Source organism: Afipia sp. GW821-FHT04G03 (genome assembly GCF_059419985.1).
The window spans coordinates 431,613-450,297 of record NZ_JBWKSV010000003.1 but is presented as its reverse complement, the minus strand read 5'-3'; the positions used below and the strand labels follow the sequence as shown (position 1 = coordinate 450,297).

General features: G+C 58.4%; 18 protein-coding genes. 14 read left to right on the top strand and 4 right to left on the bottom strand.

Annotated elements, in window-relative coordinates; genetic code table 11:
* Positions 1-111 precede the first annotated feature (111 nt).
* A complete protein-coding gene (locus AC07UB_RS16535) occupies positions 112-1,128 on the bottom strand; it encodes an LLM class flavin-dependent oxidoreductase (protein ID WP_492790549.1) in 1,017 nt (338 codons plus the stop codon).
* Between the two features lie 298 nt (positions 1,129-1,426).
* On the opposite strand from AC07UB_RS16535, the gene AC07UB_RS16530 reads away from it, so the two are divergent.
* The 12 genes from AC07UB_RS16530 (at position 1,427) to AC07UB_RS16475 (ending at position 13,567) form a co-directional block, all read left to right on the top strand.
* Complete coding sequence (locus AC07UB_RS16530; RefSeq protein WP_492790548.1) at positions 1,427-2,392, top strand: 2-hydroxyacid dehydrogenase; 966 nt, start codon at positions 1,427-1,429, stop codon at positions 2,390-2,392.
* A 421-nt stretch (positions 2,393-2,813) separates the two neighbouring features.
* On the top strand, positions 2,814-3,263 hold the full coding sequence (locus AC07UB_RS16525) for a hypothetical protein (RefSeq protein WP_492790547.1): 450 nt from the start codon (positions 2,814-2,816) through the stop codon (positions 3,261-3,263).
* 5 nt (positions 3,264-3,268) lie between these two features.
* A complete protein-coding gene (locus tag AC07UB_RS16520; protein ID WP_492790546.1) occupies positions 3,269-3,604 on the top strand; it encodes a MaoC family dehydratase in 336 nt (111 codons plus the stop codon).
* Between the two features lie 8 nt (positions 3,605-3,612).
* Positions 3,613-4,077 carry a MaoC family dehydratase gene (locus AC07UB_RS16515; RefSeq protein ID WP_492790545.1) on the top strand — a complete coding sequence of 155 codons (465 nt, stop codon included), beginning with the start codon at positions 3,613-3,615 and terminating at the stop codon, positions 4,075-4,077.
* Positions 4,078-4,087: 10 nt separating this feature from the next.
* On the top strand, positions 4,088-4,489 hold the full coding sequence (locus AC07UB_RS16510; RefSeq protein WP_492790544.1) for a RidA family protein: 402 nt from the start codon (positions 4,088-4,090) through the stop codon (positions 4,487-4,489).
* A complete protein-coding gene (locus AC07UB_RS16505) occupies positions 4,486-6,162 on the top strand; it encodes a thiamine pyrophosphate-requiring protein (RefSeq protein ID WP_492790543.1) in 1,677 nt (558 codons plus the stop codon). The genes AC07UB_RS16510 and AC07UB_RS16505 overlap by 4 nt, the downstream gene beginning before the upstream one ends.
* A gap of 85 nt (positions 6,163-6,247) precedes the next feature.
* Positions 6,248-7,210 (top strand): Bug family tripartite tricarboxylate transporter substrate binding protein, encoded by a 963-nt coding sequence (locus AC07UB_RS16500; RefSeq protein WP_492790542.1) that lies wholly within the window; start codon positions 6,248-6,250, stop codon positions 7,208-7,210.
* A gap of 7 nt (positions 7,211-7,217) precedes the next feature.
* Positions 7,218-7,988 (top strand): enoyl-CoA hydratase/isomerase family protein, encoded by a 771-nt coding sequence (locus tag AC07UB_RS16495; protein WP_492790541.1) that lies wholly within the window; start codon positions 7,218-7,220, stop codon positions 7,986-7,988.
* Between the two features lie 102 nt (positions 7,989-8,090).
* The gene (locus AC07UB_RS16490; protein WP_492790540.1) at positions 8,091-9,512 is read left to right on the top strand and encodes an aldehyde dehydrogenase family protein; all 1,422 of its coding nucleotides are present in this window, start codon (positions 8,091-8,093) and stop codon (positions 9,510-9,512) included.
* Entirely contained in the window at positions 9,509-11,620 is a 2,112-nt protein-coding gene (locus tag AC07UB_RS16485) for an acetate--CoA ligase family protein (protein WP_492790539.1), read from the top strand. The genes AC07UB_RS16490 and AC07UB_RS16485 overlap by 4 nt, the downstream gene beginning before the upstream one ends.
* 7 nt (positions 11,621-11,627) lie before the next feature.
* The gene (locus AC07UB_RS16480; protein WP_492790538.1) at positions 11,628-12,515 is read left to right on the top strand and encodes an IclR family transcriptional regulator domain-containing protein; all 888 of its coding nucleotides are present in this window, start codon (positions 11,628-11,630) and stop codon (positions 12,513-12,515) included.
* Positions 12,512-13,567 carry an NADH:flavin oxidoreductase gene (locus AC07UB_RS16475; protein WP_492790537.1) on the top strand — a complete coding sequence of 352 codons (1,056 nt, stop codon included), beginning with the start codon at positions 12,512-12,514 and terminating at the stop codon, positions 13,565-13,567. Before AC07UB_RS16480 ends, AC07UB_RS16475 begins: the two co-directional genes overlap by 4 nt.
* Positions 13,568-13,615: 48 nt before the next feature.
* Here the strand turns inward: AC07UB_RS16475 and AC07UB_RS16470 are convergent, their stop codons facing one another.
* Genes AC07UB_RS16470 through AC07UB_RS16460 form a run of 3 tightly spaced genes read right to left on the bottom strand, consistent with a single transcriptional unit; the run spans position 13,616 to position 16,845 of the window.
* Positions 13,616-15,214 (bottom strand): class I adenylate-forming enzyme family protein, encoded by a 1,599-nt coding sequence (locus AC07UB_RS16470; protein ID WP_492790536.1) that lies wholly within the window; start codon positions 15,212-15,214, stop codon positions 13,616-13,618.
* Positions 15,215-15,235: 21 nt separating this feature from the next.
* A complete protein-coding gene (locus AC07UB_RS16465) occupies positions 15,236-16,021 on the bottom strand; it encodes an ABC transporter permease (RefSeq protein ID WP_492790535.1) in 786 nt (261 codons plus the stop codon).
* Positions 16,018-16,845 carry an ABC transporter ATP-binding protein gene (locus tag AC07UB_RS16460; protein WP_494654421.1) on the bottom strand — a complete coding sequence of 276 codons (828 nt, stop codon included), beginning with the start codon at positions 16,843-16,845 and terminating at the stop codon, positions 16,018-16,020. The genes AC07UB_RS16465 and AC07UB_RS16460 overlap by 4 nt, the downstream gene beginning before the upstream one ends.
* 272 nt (positions 16,846-17,117) lie before the next feature.
* On the opposite strand from AC07UB_RS16460, the gene AC07UB_RS16455 reads away from it, so the two are divergent.
* Both AC07UB_RS16455 and AC07UB_RS16450 read left to right on the top strand, forming a co-directional pair.
* Positions 17,118-17,780, top strand: a complete 663-nt coding sequence (locus AC07UB_RS16455; RefSeq protein ID WP_492790533.1) for a TetR/AcrR family transcriptional regulator — start codon at positions 17,118-17,120, stop codon at positions 17,778-17,780.
* A 139-nt stretch (positions 17,781-17,919) separates the two neighbouring features.
* Positions 17,920-18,678, top strand: a complete 759-nt coding sequence (locus AC07UB_RS16450; protein ID WP_492790531.1) for an enoyl-CoA hydratase-related protein — start codon at positions 17,920-17,922, stop codon at positions 18,676-18,678.
* The last annotated feature ends 7 nt before the right edge of the window (positions 18,679-18,685 follow it).

Genomic DNA, 18,685 nt, shown 5'->3' with positions numbered 1-18,685 from the left:
AGCCCCGCTTGAGCAGCGATATGGTGTCAGTTCGCCCACTCATAAGGAAACTGAACAATTGATTCAGTCAGCGACTAATAAGGCAAGGTAAGCTGATCACTGACAATCACGCTAACGCCAGCCCATTGCCGGAGCCACGTGCTTGAGGATCGCTTCTATGACGTGCGCGTTATAGTCCACCCCGAGCTGGTTCGGGACTGTAAGGAGGAGGGTGTCCGCCTCAGCAATCGCTTCGTCCTTCTTGAGTTGTTCGACAAGGACGTCCGGCTCGGCGGCATAGGACCGGCCAAAGACAGCGCGCATGTTGTCGATGATACCGATCTGATCGCTGCTGTCGTCGCGGCCGAAGTAAGCATGGTCGCGATCATCCGTTAGCGCGAAGATCGAGCGCGAGACCGAAACGCGCGGATCGCGCGTGTGTCCTGCCTCGCGCCACGCATCGCGGTAGCTGCGAATTTGCTTTGCCTGTTGGAGATGAAAGGGTTCGCCGGTCTCGTCCGCCTTCAGCGTAGAGCTTTGCAAGTTCATGCCCATGCGTGCGGCCCAGACCGCTGTCGCGTTTGACGCCGAACCCCACCAGATGCGTTCGCGCAGGGTTGGTGAGTATGGCTCGAGACGCAGAAGACCCGGCGGGTTCGGAAACATCGGATGGGGACTTGGCTCGGCGAAGCCTTTCCCCTTCAACAGTTCAAGCAGGACCTCCGCGTGCCGGCGTCCCATATCTGCATCGCTTTGTCCTTCACTTGGCACGTAGCCGAAATGACGCCAGCCATCGATGACCTGTTCAGGCGAGCCGCGGCTAATGCCGAGCTGAAGTCGTTCCCGACTGATGAGGTCGGCCGCGCCAGCGTCCTCAAACATATAAAGAGGGTTCTCGTAACGCATGTCGATTACCCCGGTTCCGATTTCGATCCGCTTCGTTCGGGCGCCAACCGCCGCCAGCAATGGGAACGGTGACGCGAGTTGCCGTGCGAAGTGATGGACGCGGAAGTAAGCGCCGTCGGCTCCCAGTTCCTCCGCAGCGACCGCGAGATCGATCGATTGCAGAAGGACATCACCGGCAGAGCGCGTCGCTGAACCGGTAGCGGCGGACCAATGTCCGAACGAAAGAAAACCGATCTTTTTCATTGTACCATCCAAACCTGTCATCTTAAGCCCAATTAGCTGGCCGTGAGTGAGCTCTGTTGCAAGAGCTCAACGGGAAACTCAACGTTTACGGCTTTGAACGGGTCGTCTGCAATTGCGCAAGCGAATCGAGTGGGCGTTGTCCGGGGCTATTCGAGCGTCACCGTGCGCGTTCGGTAGGACCATTTGGTTGGAGATTAGTAAGGAAAGATGCAAAACCTTATCGGTTGGATATGCAAGCCGCTGGGCATATACGTGGTGATGTCGCTGAAATTATTATGGCGCGGTTTGGAGTTTCCAGATGTCGAAGGGCGCTTTAGCGCTGCTCATCAGCGGCGGTACTGATAACTGGGCTCCGGATCGCTGGAAGTTGCGGTTCAATCAGAAGCTCAAGGACCGAGATATTGCTCTGCTTCCTGCTGACAGGGCTGACCCGGATCTGGTGCATTATGCTGCCGTTTGGCAGCCAAAACCGGGCCTTCTTCGGACCTTCCCGAACCTCAAAGCGATCTTCAATCTAGGTGCGGGCGTTGATGCAGTCTTACAAGATCCTTTGCTTCCAGCTGTGCCGCTTGTCCGCGTCGCGGATGATGACCTGACGTCTCGCATGACGGAGTATATCGTCATGCATACGCTGATGTATCATCGGCAACAGGCTTATCTCGCCGACTGCCAGGTCAGGGGAGTCTGGGCGCCTCGCTTGCAATGGCCGGCCCGAGCTGTTCGCGTCGGCATGCTTGGAATGGGTGTGTTGGGCCGGCAGGCCGCGCTTGCGCTTCGTGATATCGGGTTTCAGGTCGCAGGCTGGAGCAAGACTGTGAGGTCAATCGAAGGTATCCAATGCTATGCAGGACCCAGTCAGCTCAACGCCTTTCTTGCGAGAACCGATATTCTCGTGGTGCTTCTGCCCTTGACGTCGGAAACGCGAGGGCTTCTTGCGCGTGATCTTTTTGTGCAGCTTGCAAGCGACGGCCCTCTCGGGGGACCGGTGATTATTAACGCTGGCCGTGGCGGACTGCAGAACGAGAAGGATATAATCACCTGTCTTGAGGATGGCACACTTAAAGCAGTCACGCTTGACGTGTTTGAGCGCGAGCCGCTGCCGTCCGACAGTCCGCTTTGGGCACATCCTGCGGTTACGATCTCCCCGCACAATGCCGCAGATACAGATCCCGATACCATCGCTTCATATGTTGCCACGCAGATTTTGAACTTCGAGGCAGGACAACCGCTGCAAAACGTGGTCGATCGCCAGCGTGGCTACTGATTACCCAATTTCTTTCGTTCTAGTACGGCGGCGAGCGATTCATCAGTCAGAGACCGCGCGTGCGCCAGAAAGCCAAAATTAAAATTGGGCAGGCGGCTGTTCGATAAGAAAGCCTGCTTCGATTGGTGCGCTTAGAGAATCCGCTGAACTGATAGCGGATAAAGATCGCGTAGAGAGCGGTGCCTGAGCTCACTGTCGCTCCTTTCGATAGAGCAAGACGCATCGTCTTTTGTAATCGCCGACTTTAGCGCCCAACGGGCGACGGCGGCCCGCGCTCTATCTGCCTTTCGACCAAACAGCCCCGGGAATACGTCCGCCGCGAAAACAATTTTCGCCACGGTGCCCCGTTGACAGAACCTTTCGTCTGAATACACTGTGCGCATATAGAAACTATTGTGCGATTATCGCACAGGAGGCAAATGTGACCAGACCGAGTGAGATCAAGCCCCGCGAAGGTTCTGTGCGGGGAACGCTATATGACGAATTCGCGGAAGGGGCTCGACTTGGACCGGTAAGTTTCGAGATAACCCCGGCAATCGTGGAGGAGTATTTTACTGCGGTCTCTGCAGATCGTGCTCTCTACAAGATTGACGATCGTCAAGCTGCGCCACCGAACGTGCTGCTGCCTTACATGACGGTGCCGATCTACATGACCTATCCGCCGAACCAGGGGATCGTCATGGCCGAGCTGGACATGACCTGGCACAAGCCGATCTGGGCGGATGAGACGACCTCGGTCGTCGCTACCGGGCGCGTTCTCACGAAGTTCGAAAAGCGTGGCCGTCGCTACATCAATTGGGAGGCGACATTCGCCCGCACGGACGGCGAGCCAATTGCAACGCTGATCAACACCTTCCACGTGCCGGAGTAAACGTTATGAAGCGCGAGATCGACATCACCCAGGAAATGATCGACGGCTACGGCCGCATCAACGGCGACAACGATATCATCCATTATGATCACGAGTATGCTTTGGCTCGCGGATTTCGCGGCACGCTTCTGCACGGTCCTCACATGACTGCCTTTGCTTCGGATCTCGGGGCAAAGCGCTACGGCAAGGAATGGCTCTATCGTGGTCATCTCAAGACCAAGTGGATCGGCCCGGTGTGCCCAAGGGATCGCTTCGTGGTTGAGCTTTCCGACGATGGGACTGTGAAAGCCGTATCGGGCGGTGAAGTCGCCATGGTCGGCTCTGTCACGCTTAAGGATTGAGGGAAGCCGTGTCCGACACGAAGGTAATCGGCGATCAGCTCGCAGCGTGCGACCTCAACCCCGGGGAGCTTTTAGCGGAGCGCGCTATCATGCTAAACAGGGGCACGTTTGATGCCTTCGCGTCGCTGACCGGCGACAATCACCCGATCCACTACGACGTCGCATATTCGAGAGCGCGCGGACTGCGAGCTCCTATCGCTCATGGCCTGCTGCTTGTCGCAATGACGGCGCTCGGTGCGACGCCGATCTCGGATCGCTTACACGCGAGCATGGTGGCCATGGTGGGGACCGAGGCCAAGTTTCTCGGTCCCGCATACTTGGATGATGCGATCAAGATCGAACTGCGCGTTGGCGAGATCGTGCCGAAGTCAAACGGTGTGTCGCTCGTGGGCTTTGATGTCGAGCTTCTTTCTGAAGCTCGGCAGGTGCTGGCGCGGGTAAGCCACCGATTTCTTCTCAAGACGACACTTTAGTGGGCGCATTATGCATTCTTCATTGAATCCGATCCAGGTCGCCGGCGCCAATCCGAAGGCGACTTTCTCGTCGGCGGTGCGTGCTGGAGATTTTCTTTATGTCTCCGGTATCACCGCCACCGATGATCAGCGTCGAATCGTCGGTGTTGGTGATATCGAGGCTCAGGCCAGATTTATTTACAGCAAGATTGCAAAGGTGCTGGAAACCGCAGGCGCAGATCTTGGCCAGATTGTCGAAACGGTAGACTACGTCACCACCTTCGAGGGTTATGAGAAAACGGCGAAGGTTCGTCGCGATGTATTCGGCGATGGTCCTTTCCCCACAGCGACGGGCGTCAAGGTGTCCGAACTCGTGCGGCCGGACGCTCTTATAGAGATCCGGGTAATTGCCTATCTCGGCGGCGGCGCATGACCTCCAGCCGCAAGTCAACGCGTTCGGTAGCAGCACAGTATCTCGAATGTCTGCGTTCCCATGGTGTCCGCTATATCTTTGGCAATGGAGGAACGGATTTTCCTCCGCTCGTCGAGGCGCTCTCCCATGATGATACCGGCATTGAGCCGATCGTCGTTCCGCATGAGAACGTCGCCGTCGCTATGGCGTATGGCTACACGCTGATCACCGGGCAGCCACAGGTTGTGATGGTGCATGTGGGGCTTGGAACTGCCAATGCTCTGTTGGGTATATTCAACGCCGCCCGCGAGCATGTGCCGATGATCGTCTCGGCTGGCCGCACGCCAGTTCTCGAGCATGGACGGCTGGGGGCCCGCAACAATTTCATCAATTGGGCCCAGGAGATGTTCGACCAGGGTGGCATGGTGCGAGAGCTCGTGAAGTGGGACTATGAGCTGCGTGACCCCGCTCAGATATCGGACGTTGTGGACCGGGCTTTCGCGATATCCCGATCTTCTCCGGAAGGCCCTGTCTATCTCGTTCTGCCGCGCGAAGTGCTTGCGGCTAATGCGATCGAAGCCACCAATCGTGGTCTCGGCGTGCAGATGCCGGCGGTTGCGGGCCTTCCGCCGGAAAGCGATCTCGAAATCTGTCGGAAATGGCTTTCAAGTGCGCGGCGCCCGCTGGTTATCACATCTGGTGCAGGGCGGACCCGCGAAGGGTTCGATGCGCTGACCGAGCTTTCGCTGAAATATGGCGTACCGGTCGTGCAATATCGGCCACGCTATCTCAGCATTCCTTGCTCTTCGCCGACCCATGCAGGATATGAAGCGGCGTCTCTCCTCCCGGATGCCGATCTCGTCCTCGTCGTCGAAAGCGATGTGCCGTGGTTACCAGACGGTGTGTCTCCAGCGTTGGGCGCCAAGATCGTCCACATCGGCCGCGACCCGCTCTATGCCGATTATCCAATGCGCAGCTTTCGATCGGATCTGACGTTGCAAGGAAGCACGCCCTTGATCTTGCGCGAGCTGATGGCTGCTCAGCCCACCGCAGCGCCGCGCACGGCTTGGCTGAAGGCTGCCACGCAGTGGCGAGACAAGATTCCTTCTGTCGGTCATGCCCTAACAAACCAATATGTTTCACGGTGCATCGCCGACGCGATGGACCAGAACAGTGTTCTCGTCAACGAATACACCTTTGCTCTGGAAGAACTGCGGGTCGAAACAAATGATCAATTCTTCACGCACAGCCCGGCTGGGGGGCTTGGATGGGCGCTGGGTGCTTCACTCGGCATTCGCATGGCGCGGCCAGACGCCACCGTCTTCGCTACGATCGGTGACGGCACGTACATGTTCGGCAATCCAACGCCGGCTCACTTCGTAAGCGCGAGTCGCGGACTTCCGTTTATCACCGTGATCTATAACAACCGGCGATGGGCGGCAGTGCATCGTGCGACGCTATCCATGTATCCGCAGGGAGCGGCAGCCGCGCAACCAACGCCTGTCTTCGCAACGCTCGAACCGGCTCCCGACTATGAACGCATCGTTGAAGCGAGTGGTGGGCTTGGCTTGCGGGTAGAGCAGGTCAGCGAGCTACAGCCGGCCATCGAGCGCGCGGTCTATGCGGTTCAAAAGGAACGCCGACAAGCGGTCATCAACGTTCTCACGGAGGCGACTTACACTCGTACAAGCTAAGGCGGACATGGAGTCCGTAGGAGAAAAAACTCTCACTATCGCAACACGATCCAATTGTTCAGACCAACAATTCAGGAATTCAGCCATGATGCGCGCTGCCCTTATCATCGTTGCCACATTATCCATGTCGCTAGCTGCTGCAGCGGAGTCATATCCGACGAGGCTGATTACGCTGGTGGTGCCGTATGCGGCCGGCGGAACAAACGACATCATTGCGCGCGCAGTTGCTAACAGGATGGCGTCCAGCCTCGGCAAGCCTGTTGTCGTGGAAAACCGGTCGGGAGCTGGCGGAAACGTGGGCGCATCCTCCGTGGCGAAGGCAACGCCTGATGGGTATACGCTGTTGACAGCGCCCATCGGTATTCTCGCGATCAACAAATGGCTCTATACGAACCTTGGCTATGATCCCGAGAAGGAATTCGCACCCATTACGCTTGCGGGTTCGGTGCCGAACGTTCTGCTCGGGCATCCTTCTGTGCCCGCGCGTGATATCAAGGAACTGATTGCCTACGCACACGCGAATCCGAAAAAGATAACATTTGCTTCAATGGGTACCGGGACGACCGGGCATCTCAATGGCGAGATGTTAAAGATCCTGGCAAACGTGGATATTCAGCACGTTCCTTATCGTGGTAGTTCACCCGCGCTTCAGGACCTCCTGGGCGGACATGTCAATATCATGTTCGACAATCTGCCTACCGCGCTGCCGCTCGTGAAGTCCGGACAACTCAAGGCGTTTGCGGTCACGAGCGCGACCCGTTCCGATGCATTGCCAGACGTTCCCACACTGGATGAAGCGGGTGTCCGCGGTTTTGACGCGACAGCCTGGTTCGGATTCGTCGCGCCGGCGGGGACCCCGGCAGAAATTCTCGATCTACTCAACAGCGAGATGGTGAAGGCGCTCAAGGACCCGAGTGTCGCAGATAAACTCAAGGCACAGGGTGTCACGATTGTCGCCAATAGCCGCGCGGAATTTAGAGATGTCATCGGTCGTGAATCGAAGCGCTGGAAGGACGTGGTCGAGCGATCCGGCGTGAAGGTGGAGTAATCTGTCAATGCGGATTGAATATCCTAATCTGACGTATGAAGTTCGAGATCGTGTCGCGACTGTAACCCTCAATCGCCCGGAGCGGCTGAATGCCCAGGACTATCCCAGCAAATGGGATTTGAAATCAGCGCTCGTTCATGCGGCGGAGGACGCAAGTGTTCGTCTTGTTGTTTTCCGCGGAGCCGGCCGCGCCTTCTGCAGCGGAATTGATCTAAAGGAGCTTTCGAGCCGAAAAATCGACGAACGCAATTTTGCCCTGTGGGAAGACTGTCTGCGGATCGTCGAAACCATGGACAAGATCGCGGTGGCGCTTGTCCACGGCTATGCGTTTGGCTCCGGCGTGCAACTCGCAATTGCGTGCGACCTGCGCATCTCGACGCCGACGACGCAGTTCGGCCTTCCGGCAGGGCGCGAAGGGCTCCTGCCTGGCCTTTCCGTGTGGCGGCTGGCCAAATTCGTCGGGATGGGACGTGCCAAGGAACTGGCTCTACTCGGAGATCCGATCGATGGCAGGGAGGCGTTGCGGATTGGTCTCGTGTCCAAGCTTGTCTCCGACGAGAATCGCGAGGCGGAGTTCGCCGACTGGGTCGGGAAAATCGCCGACCTCTCATCCGAGGGAGTGAGGGCGACCAAGCGCGCGATGAACGAGCTTGCCACCATGGACTACGACGCAGCGTTGGCTGCTTACATGGGTTATCAGCGCAAGGGTCTCGTGTCCGATGATTTTGCGGAAGCCATGCTCGCATATCGCGAGAAACGCGCGCCGCGGTGGAAATAGGACAGCACGATGACTTCCGTGAAGCACGCTTATGATCCGTCCGATGTCATGCCGCCGGCAGGTCATTGGGTGCATGGACGCGCTCGAACCGATTGCGTTTCGATGCTTGATGTCATGCGCCCTTCCGATGGCTGCGTACATGGGCGCATACCTCAGGCGAATGAGGGATTGGTGGACGCAGCTGTCGCTTCGGCGCGCGATGGTCATCGCGTTTGGGCCGCTATGCGCCCGCGGGAACGCGGAGCTGCGATGCGTCGCTGGGCTGAATTCGTGCACCGGGATATTGTGGCGCTGGCGCAGCTCGAGTCCGTTGTCTCTTCGCGCCCCTACCACGAAGCTGTCGCCGCGGATGTGCCGGCCGTGGCGGAATGGCTGCGTTTTTACGGTGAATATGCCGACAAGCTCGAAGGGACTGTGACCGCGAGCGGAAATGATCGCCTCTCGTTGGTGTTGCGGGAGCCTTATGGCGTAGTCGGCATCATCACGCCCTGGAATTTTCCACTTTTCCTCGCGGCCTGGAAGCTCGCGCCGGCCATCGCTGCTGGCAATGCCGTTGTGGTCAAGGCATCCGAACTGACGCCATACTCCATCCGCAAGCTGGCCGAACTCGCCAGTGAGGCGGGACTTCCCGATGGCGTTATCAATGTGATCCACGGATCGGGGCCGGAGACTGGTGCGGCGCTCGTCCGGCATCCGGGTATCGATTATGTGACCTTCACGGGATCGACGGCAGTCGGTGCGCGTATCATGTCGGATGCTGCAGCGTCAGGGATCAAGCCCGTTTCGCTTGAACTCGGCGGCAAAAGCGCGACGGTCGTCTTTTCCGACTATGGAGACCTTGAAACAGTTGCCGATCATGTCACGTGGGGTATCACGCGAAACGCCGGGCAGCTTTGCTACGCCGGAGCGCGGCTCGTCGTGGAGGAAAGCATTGCAGACGAACTGATCGAGCGCATTGCCAAGCGCATGCAAATGTTGGTGCCCGGTCCGACCTGGTCGCCGCAAACGACATTTCCGCCCATCATTAGCCAGAAACAGTGCGCGCGCATCTCGTCGCTTGTGCGCTCGACGCGCGAAGAGGGTGCCATCTCCCGATGCGGTGCCGGTGCCTTTGAATTGCAGGGTGGTTCATTTTTCCGTCCAACAATTCTCGATAGAGTGAAGGATGGAATGACCGGATACCGCGAGGAAATCTTCGGTCCCGTTCTTTGCGTGCAACGCTTCGCGAAGCGTGAAGAAGGGCTGCAACTTGCCCAGCATCCAGTGTACGGCCTGTCTGCCGCGGTGTTTACCCGAGACGTCGCTACGGCCCTATCTGCGGCGCGCACGCTGAAAGCAGGCACAGTGTGGATCAATCGTTGGGGGCGCACTCCGGAAATGATGACAAGCCCCTTTGGTGGCTACGGACAATCGGGTTTCGGCAAGGAGTCCGGCAGGCAGGGAATTGAAGGTTTCATGCGTGCGAAGGCCGTCTGGATCGATTTCAGCCAGACAGCCGAGCTGTCGCAGGGAGGTCGTCAGTGAGTCGAAGCGCCCACAACGACGCCTGGATTTCGGCAGCGCTGGACCCGGCATCGGTTGCTATTATCGGGGCATCCGAGAACCCCGAGAAGATCGGCGGCCGTCCCATCAAATACATGAAAGCCCACGGCTACCGTGGTGTGATCTATCCGATCAATCCGACCCGTTCCGAGATCCAGGGACTGCGCTCCTATCCGGATATCTCTGCGCTTCCTGCTGTTCCGGAGATGGCTATCGTCTGCATTCCGGGCCAGCTTGCGGTCGAGGCGGTTGAGGAATGCGCGCGGCGCGGTGTGAAGATCTGCGTCATTGTATCCTCCGGATTCGGCGAGACCGGCGCTGAAGGGCGGCAGCTTCAGGATCGCATGTTGGACGCAGCTCGCCGGCACGGAATGCGACTCGTCGGACCCAATACGCAAGGGCTCGTGAATTTCAGCTCGGGTGCAATTGCCAGCTTCGCGACTCTGATCGGCGAACTCGGTGCTGAAGATGGACCGGTCGCCATTGTGAGTCAGAGTGGGGCAATGAGCGTTGTGCCTTATGCCTTTCTGCGGGCCGAAGGCATCGGGGTGCGCCACGCGCATGCGACTGGCAATGAGTGCGATTTGACTGTTGCCGACTTCGCGCTTGCCGTGGCGCAAGATCCTGGTGTCCGGCTGATCTTGCTCTATATGGAATCGATATCCGATCCCGCAACTCTCAGTGAAGCGGCCCGTGTCGCGCGCGCGCGCGGCGTGCCGATCGTCGCGCTTAAAGCCGGCGTGTCCAGCCGAGGGCAGGCAGCGGCCAGCTCTCACACCGGAGCCCTCGCGACCGAAGACAAGGTCGTCGATGCGTTCTTCCGCCAAGCCGGAATTTTACGCGTCTCCGATATGCGGTCGCTCGTGCGTGCCGCGCGCGTGCTCATCAATGGGGCCAGGCTCGATGGCCGACGTGTGGTGGCGATCAGCAATTCGGGCGCTTGCTGCGTCATGGCGGCGGACGCTGCGGAACGCCACGGGCTAGACCTCGAACCGCTGGCCTCTCATACGCGCAGCATGCTGGAGCGCGTACTGCCTCCCTTTGCGAGTGCCGCAAACCCGATCGACTTGACGGCTGCGTTGCTTTCCAACAGCAAGCTCTTTAGCCAGGTTCTGCCGCTGCTGGCTCCGAATGATGTTGCAGATGCTTACTTCATCAGCCTGCCGATGTCCGGGAAGGGTTATGACGTCCCACAGTTCGCAGAGGATACGGCCTCTTTTGCAAGGCAGACGGGGAAGCCGACGGTAGTTGCAAGCCCGCTGGCGAGTACGCGCGACTTGTTCGAGAAGGCAGGCGTAGCGAGTTTTGAGCATGACGAGGATGCTATGCTCGCGCTTGGTCAACTTGCGCGCGTAACTGCGTTGCAGAACGAGGCCGAGCGCCTTGTGGGCGCGTCTATGAAGACTGTGAAATCAGGGTTGCCAGTGTCGGCGGGGGGCTTCCTGTCCGAGAGCGACAGTCTCGCCTGTCTTGCGGAACTCGGTATACCCGTTGCTCCTTATCGGTTGTGCCGGTCCAGGCAGGAATTGGCCGTCGCGTTGCGGGAAGTGCCGGGCCCCTGGGTTATCAAGGCCTGCTCGGCGGAGATCCCGCATAAGACCGAGTATGGGCTCGTCAAACTTGGTATTGCGGATCAAGAGACTGCTATCTCTGCCTTCGACGCGATCACCGAGGCGGTGCAGAAACTCGGGAAGGGTCTTGATGGTGTGATCGTTGCGAGCATGTTGCGTGCGCAGCGCGAGATGATTATCGGTGCGCGCTGGGATGCCCAGTTCGGAAGCATCGTGATGATCGGTGACGGTGGCAAGTACGTCGAGGCCATGCCCGATGTCGTCACGCTGATCCATCCCTTCGATGTGGAGCATTGTCTCGCGCGGATGCGTGCTTTGCGTATGGCTCCTCTCTTCTCTGGCGTCCGCGGGGAAGCCCCCCTTTCTGCAACGCATGTTGCCGAGATTGCGGTGAAGCTAGGTAGCTGGGTCCACTATCATGCTGGACGTGTAAAGTCTGCCGACATAAACCCTCTCATGTTAGGACCAGCCGGCGCAATGGCGGCAGCGGACGCGCTCGTTGAGCTGGTGCGCTCATGAGGGAAATATGACGACGAAGGCCAAAAAGTCTCGACGCGGCAAGGCGGTGGATCGCCGCCAGGATAGTGAGGAGGACAGCGCCCGCGGAAAGCACTTCGTCAATGGTTTGGCGAAGGGGCTTTCCATGATCCAGGCGTTCAGTGCGGAAACACCTGCTTTGACACTTGCAGAAGCGGCTGCCGTAACCAGCCTCACGCGAGCATCGGCGCGGCGCATACTCATGACGCTTGAGGATCTCGGCTTCGTCGCGCGCGAAGGGGTGCGGCACTTCATCCTTACGCCCAAGGTGCTGGCGCTTGGATATTCCTACCTCGCATCTACGCCATTGTGGTCGTTTGCCAGCCCGATATTGCAGGATCTTGTCGAGGAAGTGGGCGAAACCTGCGCCATAGCCGTCCAGGACGATACAGATCTCGTCTATGTCTTGCGCATTCCCATTCATCGCATTTTGAGCCAAGGGGTAATCGTCGGCTCGCGCCTACCGCTCTATTGCCATTCGGGGGGGCGGGTGCTGCTCTCTGATTTAGGCCCCACACAGCTCGATTCCTACTTCGCGCGCGCGCGTCTCAAGGCGTTTACACCCCGCACGGTTGTGGACCCAGCACGTCTGCGCAAGCTGCTCAAGGATGTCACTCGCCAGCAGTATGCATGGGTGAGCAGCGAGATCGAAGAGAACGTCTCCGGACTATCGGTCCCCATTCGTCAGGTCGATGGCAGGGTGATTGCTGCGTTGAACGTCAGCATCAATCAGCCCGCGGTCAAGGAAGATGCAATGGTCAAGCGGCTGCTGCCGAGCTTGCAGACTGCGGCAGACCGAATTCAGGCTTCGCTCTCGGTCGGACAACCGATGCGCAGGGCGGCTGCCTCGCAGAATCTCAAGGGACGGGGCGGATGAAGGCACTCAAGCCGACGCGTCTCGCGTCCATGGAACTGCGCAATGCCGTGGTGGTCGCTCCCATGTCGCGCATGCAGGCTCAGACCGACGGCGTCGTTTCATCCGATATGCCCGACTATTATGCGCGCTACGCGCGCGACGGCGCTGGGCTGGTGATGACCGAGGCCGTCTATACCGATGAAACATCCGGCCGCGCATATTTCAATCAACCCGGACTTGCCAACGACAGGCAGGGCGAAGGGTGGCGGAAGGTCGTCGATGCGGTGCATGCCGCTGACGGTCGGATTTTCGCGCAACTCCAACACGGCGGACGGCTTGCCGAGCCGGGTTTGAATCCGCTGCATCTGGCCGCAAGCGATGGCGTTGCGGCAGGAAATACGTGGCAGACCGGACGCCCGAATGCGGTGGCGCGCGCTGCTACCGTGACTGAAATCCAAGAGATCGTTACGTCATTTGGAGATGCTGCTCGACGGGCATGCGAGGCCGGGTTCGATGGCGTGGAAATCCATGGCGCACGCGGCTACCTCATCGATGATTTTCTTTCTGCCAGCACCAACCGCCGTACCGACATGTTCGGTGGGTCGTTAAAGTCGCGTCTCGAGATACCCCTTGCAATGGTGAAGAGCGTGCGTGCGGCGATTGGGGCTTTGCCGCTGAGTTTCAATTTCTCCCTCTACAAGATGGATGACCCTGCGTATCAGCCGCCTGGTGGCCAGGACGAGGTGACGGAGATAGTGCGAGCGCTGTGCGGTGCGGGCACCGACATCATCCACGTCAGCACGCGCAAGGCGTTGCGCACCGAGGCATGGGGTGAGCCGCTCTTTCGTACCGTCCGGGCAGCAGCATCCGGCGATATCATCGCCAATGGCGGTTTGACGACACTTGAGGATTGCGAAGCTGCGCTTCAGGAGGGTGGTGCAACCGCGGTCTCGATCGCTCGAGCTTATCTCGCTAATCCAGACTGGTTGACTCGCATGATCGCCAAGAGCGATGTGGTGCGATACGCGCCTGGACAAGAGCGTTTGCCGCTGCTTGGTGACGTTCGGGCCTGACATGCTCGACCGCGCTCGCTTTGATCCATCGATTCTCGAGAGAGAAATCTATGGCTTAGCGAAATCGGCTTTCAGTTTCGATTTTAAGATTTTGCCTGTCGGGCCAATCGGCAATTCGTTGGTCAGAACAATTTCCTTTGGCCGTTTATAGGCAGTGAGATTCTCCTTCGCCCAGGCATCAAGTTTGGCAACATTGAGCTGACGGCCTGCTGTCGGTTGAACATAGGCGATGATTTCCTCGTTGCCATCCACGGCGCGGCCAACCACAGCCACCAGCGCAACGCCGGGGAACTGCGACAAGACCGCCTCCACCTCGATAGGGTAGACGTTGAATCCGCTACGGATGATAACGTCCTTCGTTCGACCGACCAGAGACAGATTACCGTCCTGATCCAGAGATCCGATGTCTCCCGTTGTCATGAAGCCGTCGGGCCGCCTGACTTCAGCGTTTGTGAGCTCGTTTTTATAGTATCCCAGCATGAGATTGGGGCCCTTGACCCATATCTCTCCGGGTTCTCCAATCGCGGCATGCTTGCCGTCTTCGCGAACGATACGGATTTCGATTCCGGGCTGCACCACACCGACCGATCGACCTATTGTGGCGCCGCGTGATCGCGTGATCGGCGCGATCTCTGTCATCCCGTATGAATTACCGAGCTCGAGCCCGAAGGCCTCTTCGATTTGCGTCTTCAGTGTCAGGTCGAGCGGCATTCCACCGACGGCAATGAAGCGCAACCGATTGGATCGCAGCGAAACGTTGTTGCTCTTGGCGTATTCGAGCAGTCGCGCGAAGATCGTGGGTACGCCCATGACGTAGGTGATGCGATCGGCCTTGAGCGCGGTCACGAAACTGTCGGGACGGAATTGAGTCACGAGTTCGGTTGTGCCGCCGGCCCAGATTGCCGTTGTCAGCATCGCTCCGAGACCGATAACATGACTCACCGGCGTGATATTGTAGAACACATCGTCTGGCGTAATGTTGCGGAGCTCGGCCATGTTTCCGCCCATATACATGATAGCCTGGTGGCTCAGCATCACGCCTTTCGGCGCACCTGTGGTGCCCGACGAAAACAGCAGAATGGCGGTCTGGCGTTCTTTCTCCGCATAAACCGGCTCAGGTTGCGCGTTGACGTCCGTGGCTCCGAACGCGACTTTGCCAAAAACAGGATCTTCGTGCGGCCGAGCCTGTGCCTGCGCGGCGTGATCCGCCGCCGCCGTTGAATCTCCGACCGTGTAAACGACTGTGCGGCACCCGCTGTATGCGCGGCAGGCCTCGATCTCGCGCGCTGACATTCGTGCATTGATGGGACTCGCCCATGCGTCGAGATCGGTCGCGGCAAAAATGAATGTGACAGCGGCAATGGAGTTCTCGTTCACGATCATCACACGATCGCCACCGACAACACCGGTCGCTTTCAGCAAGTCCTTGGCGCGTTCAATAGCTTGCCAAAAATCCAGATATGTAACGGACTTCCCAGCCGAGATGAGCGCGATGCGATGCGGCGCGGTCAAGGCCTGCCGCTGAACCAGCCCTGCGAGCCGCGACGGCATGGACGCCAGCAAGGCTTCCGCGCTGCCGCCGTTGAGCGGGTCAACCGCGCTGAATTCCGTCTCGTGCATTGCGGCTGCTTTTACTGTCGACGACATGGCCTTCCCCAAGCGCTATGATTATGCGCCTTCTGCCGCAAGATGGTTTCTGTTCTCCCAGAAGACCACCTTGCGATGCAGGTATTGCAGGATCTCATTTCCGGCCACCCCGATGGCGGCGAGAACGATGACCACCGCGAACATCGTTGCGACATCCATCGTCATAGAGGAAGCCTGCAATAAGTTACCAAGTCCGGCCTTGGATGCGATGAATTCGCCAACGACTGCGCCGATCAGCGCCATAGCGACGCTGATCTGAAGGCCAGCGAAGATGGATGATGCTGCCGCGGGGAGTTTGACATTGAGCAGGATATTCCATCGCGATGCACTGAACGCACGGTAGAGGTTCACGATGTCCGGATTGACCGAGCGGATGCCGACCAGTGTGTTGATGAAAACAGGGAAGAAGCAGATCAGTGCGACCAGGACGATTTTGGAGGATATCCCAAATCCGAACCAGACGATGATGAGCGGCGCGAGGGCGACCTTTGGCATCGATTGCAACGCGACGATATAGGGCATCAGCGCTCGCTCGATGAGCGGAATTTCGGCCAGAAGGGCGCCGATCGCGATGGCGAGAAAACAGCCGAGGAGATAGCCAACGACCACTGCATAAAGCGTCGCGGCGATATGCGGATAGAAGGTGCCTCCTATAAGGCCATCGATGAGCGCTCCACCGACGGAAAGCGGCGAGGGGACAAGATAAGCGGGCACCTTGAAGAAGCGGACCGAGAGATCCCACAGCAGCAGGGTGATCACGAAAAACGAGATGGAAATCCCAATTTCAATCCAGCGAAATTTTGTCATGCGGTCCTCGCAGATTGCGTGGTGCTTGATTTGAACAGCGCCCTGAGGTGGGTTGCATACTCGCCGAACATGGATTGTCCCATGGTTTCGACGTCCCGGACGCGAGGAAGGTCGATTTTAAGGTCGTCAATAACGCGACCCGGACGCTGCGACAGCGTCAGGACACGATCCGATAGATACACCGCCTCCGGAATCGAGTGGGTGATGAACAGCACGGACTTTCCGGTGGTCATCCATATCTGCTGCAATTCGTCCATCATGAATTCGCGCGACATTGCGTCGAGTGCTGCAAATGGCTCATCCATCAACAGCATCGCAGGGTCGTGAATAAGGCCGCGCGCGATGCCGACCCGTTGCTGCATTCCGCCGGAAAGTTCGTACGGATAGTGATTGACGAAGTCGCCCAGCCCGACGAGCCGCAGAAGATCGTGCGCGCGATCCTTGTATTCGGCGATGGGCATGCGCATGGCCCTGATCGGCACGAGAACGTTCTCCAGAACAGTCTTCCATGGGAGAAGCGTCGGTTGCTGAAAGACAATTCCGACATCCGGCCGCGGCGCTTTAACCTCGGCGTTAGCCAGAACAACCTTGCCTGAGGTCGGACGCAGCAGACCTGACACAATCCGAAGCAAGGTCGATTTGCCGCATCCGGACGGCCCGAGGATCGAAACGAATTCGCCTTTCCGGATCGAGAACGACAGATCGCGGATGGCTGGAATCGGGCCACGGCTCGAATTGTAGGTCAGATTCATCTGGTTGATCGAGAGCACGGGATTCGGAGAATCGCCACGCATCTGTTTTGTTGTCTGATCCGGTTTCGACATATTGGTGCGACCTTGGGCCTCTCGCGAGATATCTGCGGTTTCCCGTCCGCGGATTGATGGGTTTTGTGTGTGCGGGTCTGCGCCCGTTTGCCGGTTGATCCGCCATTCGGCGGCAGTGCAGGAGCCATTGTGCACAATTCGCACGGTCGTGCAAATAATTTCATTGCGGGTTATTTTTGCGACGTAAAACTGCTATCATTGCCGGTAGATGCAAGACCCGATAATTTGCCGCATCGGATCGCGGACAACGCTCGAAATTGGATTCCCGGAACATGAAGAGTAAATCGAAAGCCATTGCCGGAAAGCGGCCTGGTCGAGTTCAGAGGCGCAAGGATTTGCTGGGCATTGTTTACGAAGTCATTTCGGAATCCGGCATTGACGGAGCCAGCATGCGACAGATCGCCGACCGGGCGGAGGTCAGCACCGGAACGATCAACTACCATTTTGGAAACAAACAAAAGCTGATCATGGCGGCGCTTCAGGCTGCCTATGAGACACCCTCCGAAGAGGAGCCCAGTTCTTCACCGCTGGCGCAACTCAAGGTGTTTGCCTTCAGCCATATTTTTCGCTCGTCGAACGACCGGTTCTGGCGCTTTTGGGTCAACTACGCCGCTGCCGGCACCAGAAGCACTGAGCTGCGGAAGCATCAAAACCGGCGTTTCGAGAAGCAACTCGGCTTCTGGAGGAGGCTGATCGAGAGCGCTATCAAGGCTGGGGAGTTGCCGGCCGATCTTGAGGCGCAGCGCGCTTCCGAGCATCTCCTGATCTTCGTCCACGGACTCGTCATGCGTCAGATATTGCGTGCAGATGCAGAAAATCGTGCGCATTGCGAAAAGCTTCTCGAGGAGTATTTCGAGGTCTTGGAGCGGCGTAAGCCTGAGACGGATGGCAAGACTTTGAAGCCTTCGATCCGGGAATTGTCCGAGATCAGCTAAGCTCATTGGCGCAATTATAGAGACCGTCGGTCATAAGGCCGGCGGTTTTTTTGTATCTTTGGATTATTTGCACGGTCGTGCGAATTATGTTAACCGATCCCGGATTGCCCGTAGCAAGATCAAAGGAAAGATAGCCCGCATGCCTGTTGTCCTTGTCGAAAGACCATCTCCGCACGTCGCCGTCGTCCGCTTCAACCGCCCGGATGTGCGTAACGCGCTGAACACCGAAGTGCGCCGCCTTCTGCATGGACACTTCGCCCAGCTGGCGGACGATCCCGATGTCCGTTGCGTTGTTTTGACGGGCAACGAACAGGCATTTGCCGCCGGCGCGGACATTCAGGAGCAGGCAGGCCGCGACGTCGTCGGCGCGATCGAGGCTTACACGACCCGCGCCGTGATGGATTTTCCGAAGCCGGTCATTGCGGCAGTTAACGGCTTTGCGCTTGGCGGCGGTTGCGAATTCGCGATGCAGTGCGACATCATCATCGCGAACGACAAGGCCAAGTTCGGTCAGCCCGAAATCAAGCTGGGTCTGATTCCAGGCGCTGGCGGAACACAGCGGCTGCCGAGGACGGTCGGCAAGTACAACGCGTTGTACCTGCTGCTGACAGGCGCGTTCATCAACGCCAACGACGCGCATCGCATGGGCCTCGTCAGCGAAATTGTTCCGGGCAACTGCGAACCGCGCGCGCTTGAGATCGCCGCGCAGATTGCAACGCTTGCGCCGCTGGCAGCGCAGCAGATCAAGGAGGTGGTGAATGCGGGCCTCGATACGTCGCTCGATGCCGGGTTGAAGCTCGAGCGGCGCGGCTACCAGTTGATGTTCGGTACCGCGGACATGCGCGAAGGCGTCAAGGCATTCACGGAAAAGCGTGTAGCCGCCTTTGCGGGCAAGTAAAACGTCG

Coding starts and splice junctions, on each gene's coding strand:
- AC07UB_RS16535 (WP_492790549.1), bottom strand. CDS start 1,128: ATGAAAAAGATCGGTTTTCTTTCGTTCGGACATTGGTCCGCCGCTACC.
- AC07UB_RS16530 (WP_492790548.1), top strand. CDS start 1,427: ATGTCGAAGGGCGCTTTAGCGCTGCTCATCAGCGGCGGTACTGATAAC.
- AC07UB_RS16520 (WP_492790546.1), top strand. CDS start 3,269: ATGAAGCGCGAGATCGACATCACCCAGGAAATGATCGACGGCTACGGC.
- AC07UB_RS16510 (WP_492790544.1), top strand. CDS start 4,088: ATGCATTCTTCATTGAATCCGATCCAGGTCGCCGGCGCCAATCCGAAG.
- AC07UB_RS16505 (WP_492790543.1), top strand. CDS start 4,486: ATGACCTCCAGCCGCAAGTCAACGCGTTCGGTAGCAGCACAGTATCTC.
- AC07UB_RS16500 (WP_492790542.1), top strand. CDS start 6,248: ATGATGCGCGCTGCCCTTATCATCGTTGCCACATTATCCATGTCGCTA.
- AC07UB_RS16495 (WP_492790541.1), top strand. CDS start 7,218: ATGCGGATTGAATATCCTAATCTGACGTATGAAGTTCGAGATCGTGTC.
- AC07UB_RS16490 (WP_492790540.1), top strand. CDS start 8,091: ATGCTTGATGTCATGCGCCCTTCCGATGGCTGCGTACATGGGCGCATA.
- AC07UB_RS16480 (WP_492790538.1), top strand. CDS start 11,628: ATGACGACGAAGGCCAAAAAGTCTCGACGCGGCAAGGCGGTGGATCGC.
- AC07UB_RS16475 (WP_492790537.1), top strand. CDS start 12,512: ATGAAGGCACTCAAGCCGACGCGTCTCGCGTCCATGGAACTGCGCAAT.
- AC07UB_RS16470 (WP_492790536.1), bottom strand. CDS start 15,214: ATGTCGTCGACAGTAAAAGCAGCCGCAATGCACGAGACGGAATTCAGC.
- AC07UB_RS16465 (WP_492790535.1), bottom strand. CDS start 16,021: ATGACAAAATTTCGCTGGATTGAAATTGGGATTTCCATCTCGTTTTTC.
- AC07UB_RS16460 (WP_494654421.1), bottom strand. CDS start 16,845: ATGTCGAAACCGGATCAGACAACAAAACAGATGCGTGGCGATTCTCCG.
- AC07UB_RS16455 (WP_492790533.1), top strand. CDS start 17,118: ATGAAGAGTAAATCGAAAGCCATTGCCGGAAAGCGGCCTGGTCGAGTT.
- AC07UB_RS16450 (WP_492790531.1), top strand. CDS start 17,920: ATGCCTGTTGTCCTTGTCGAAAGACCATCTCCGCACGTCGCCGTCGTC.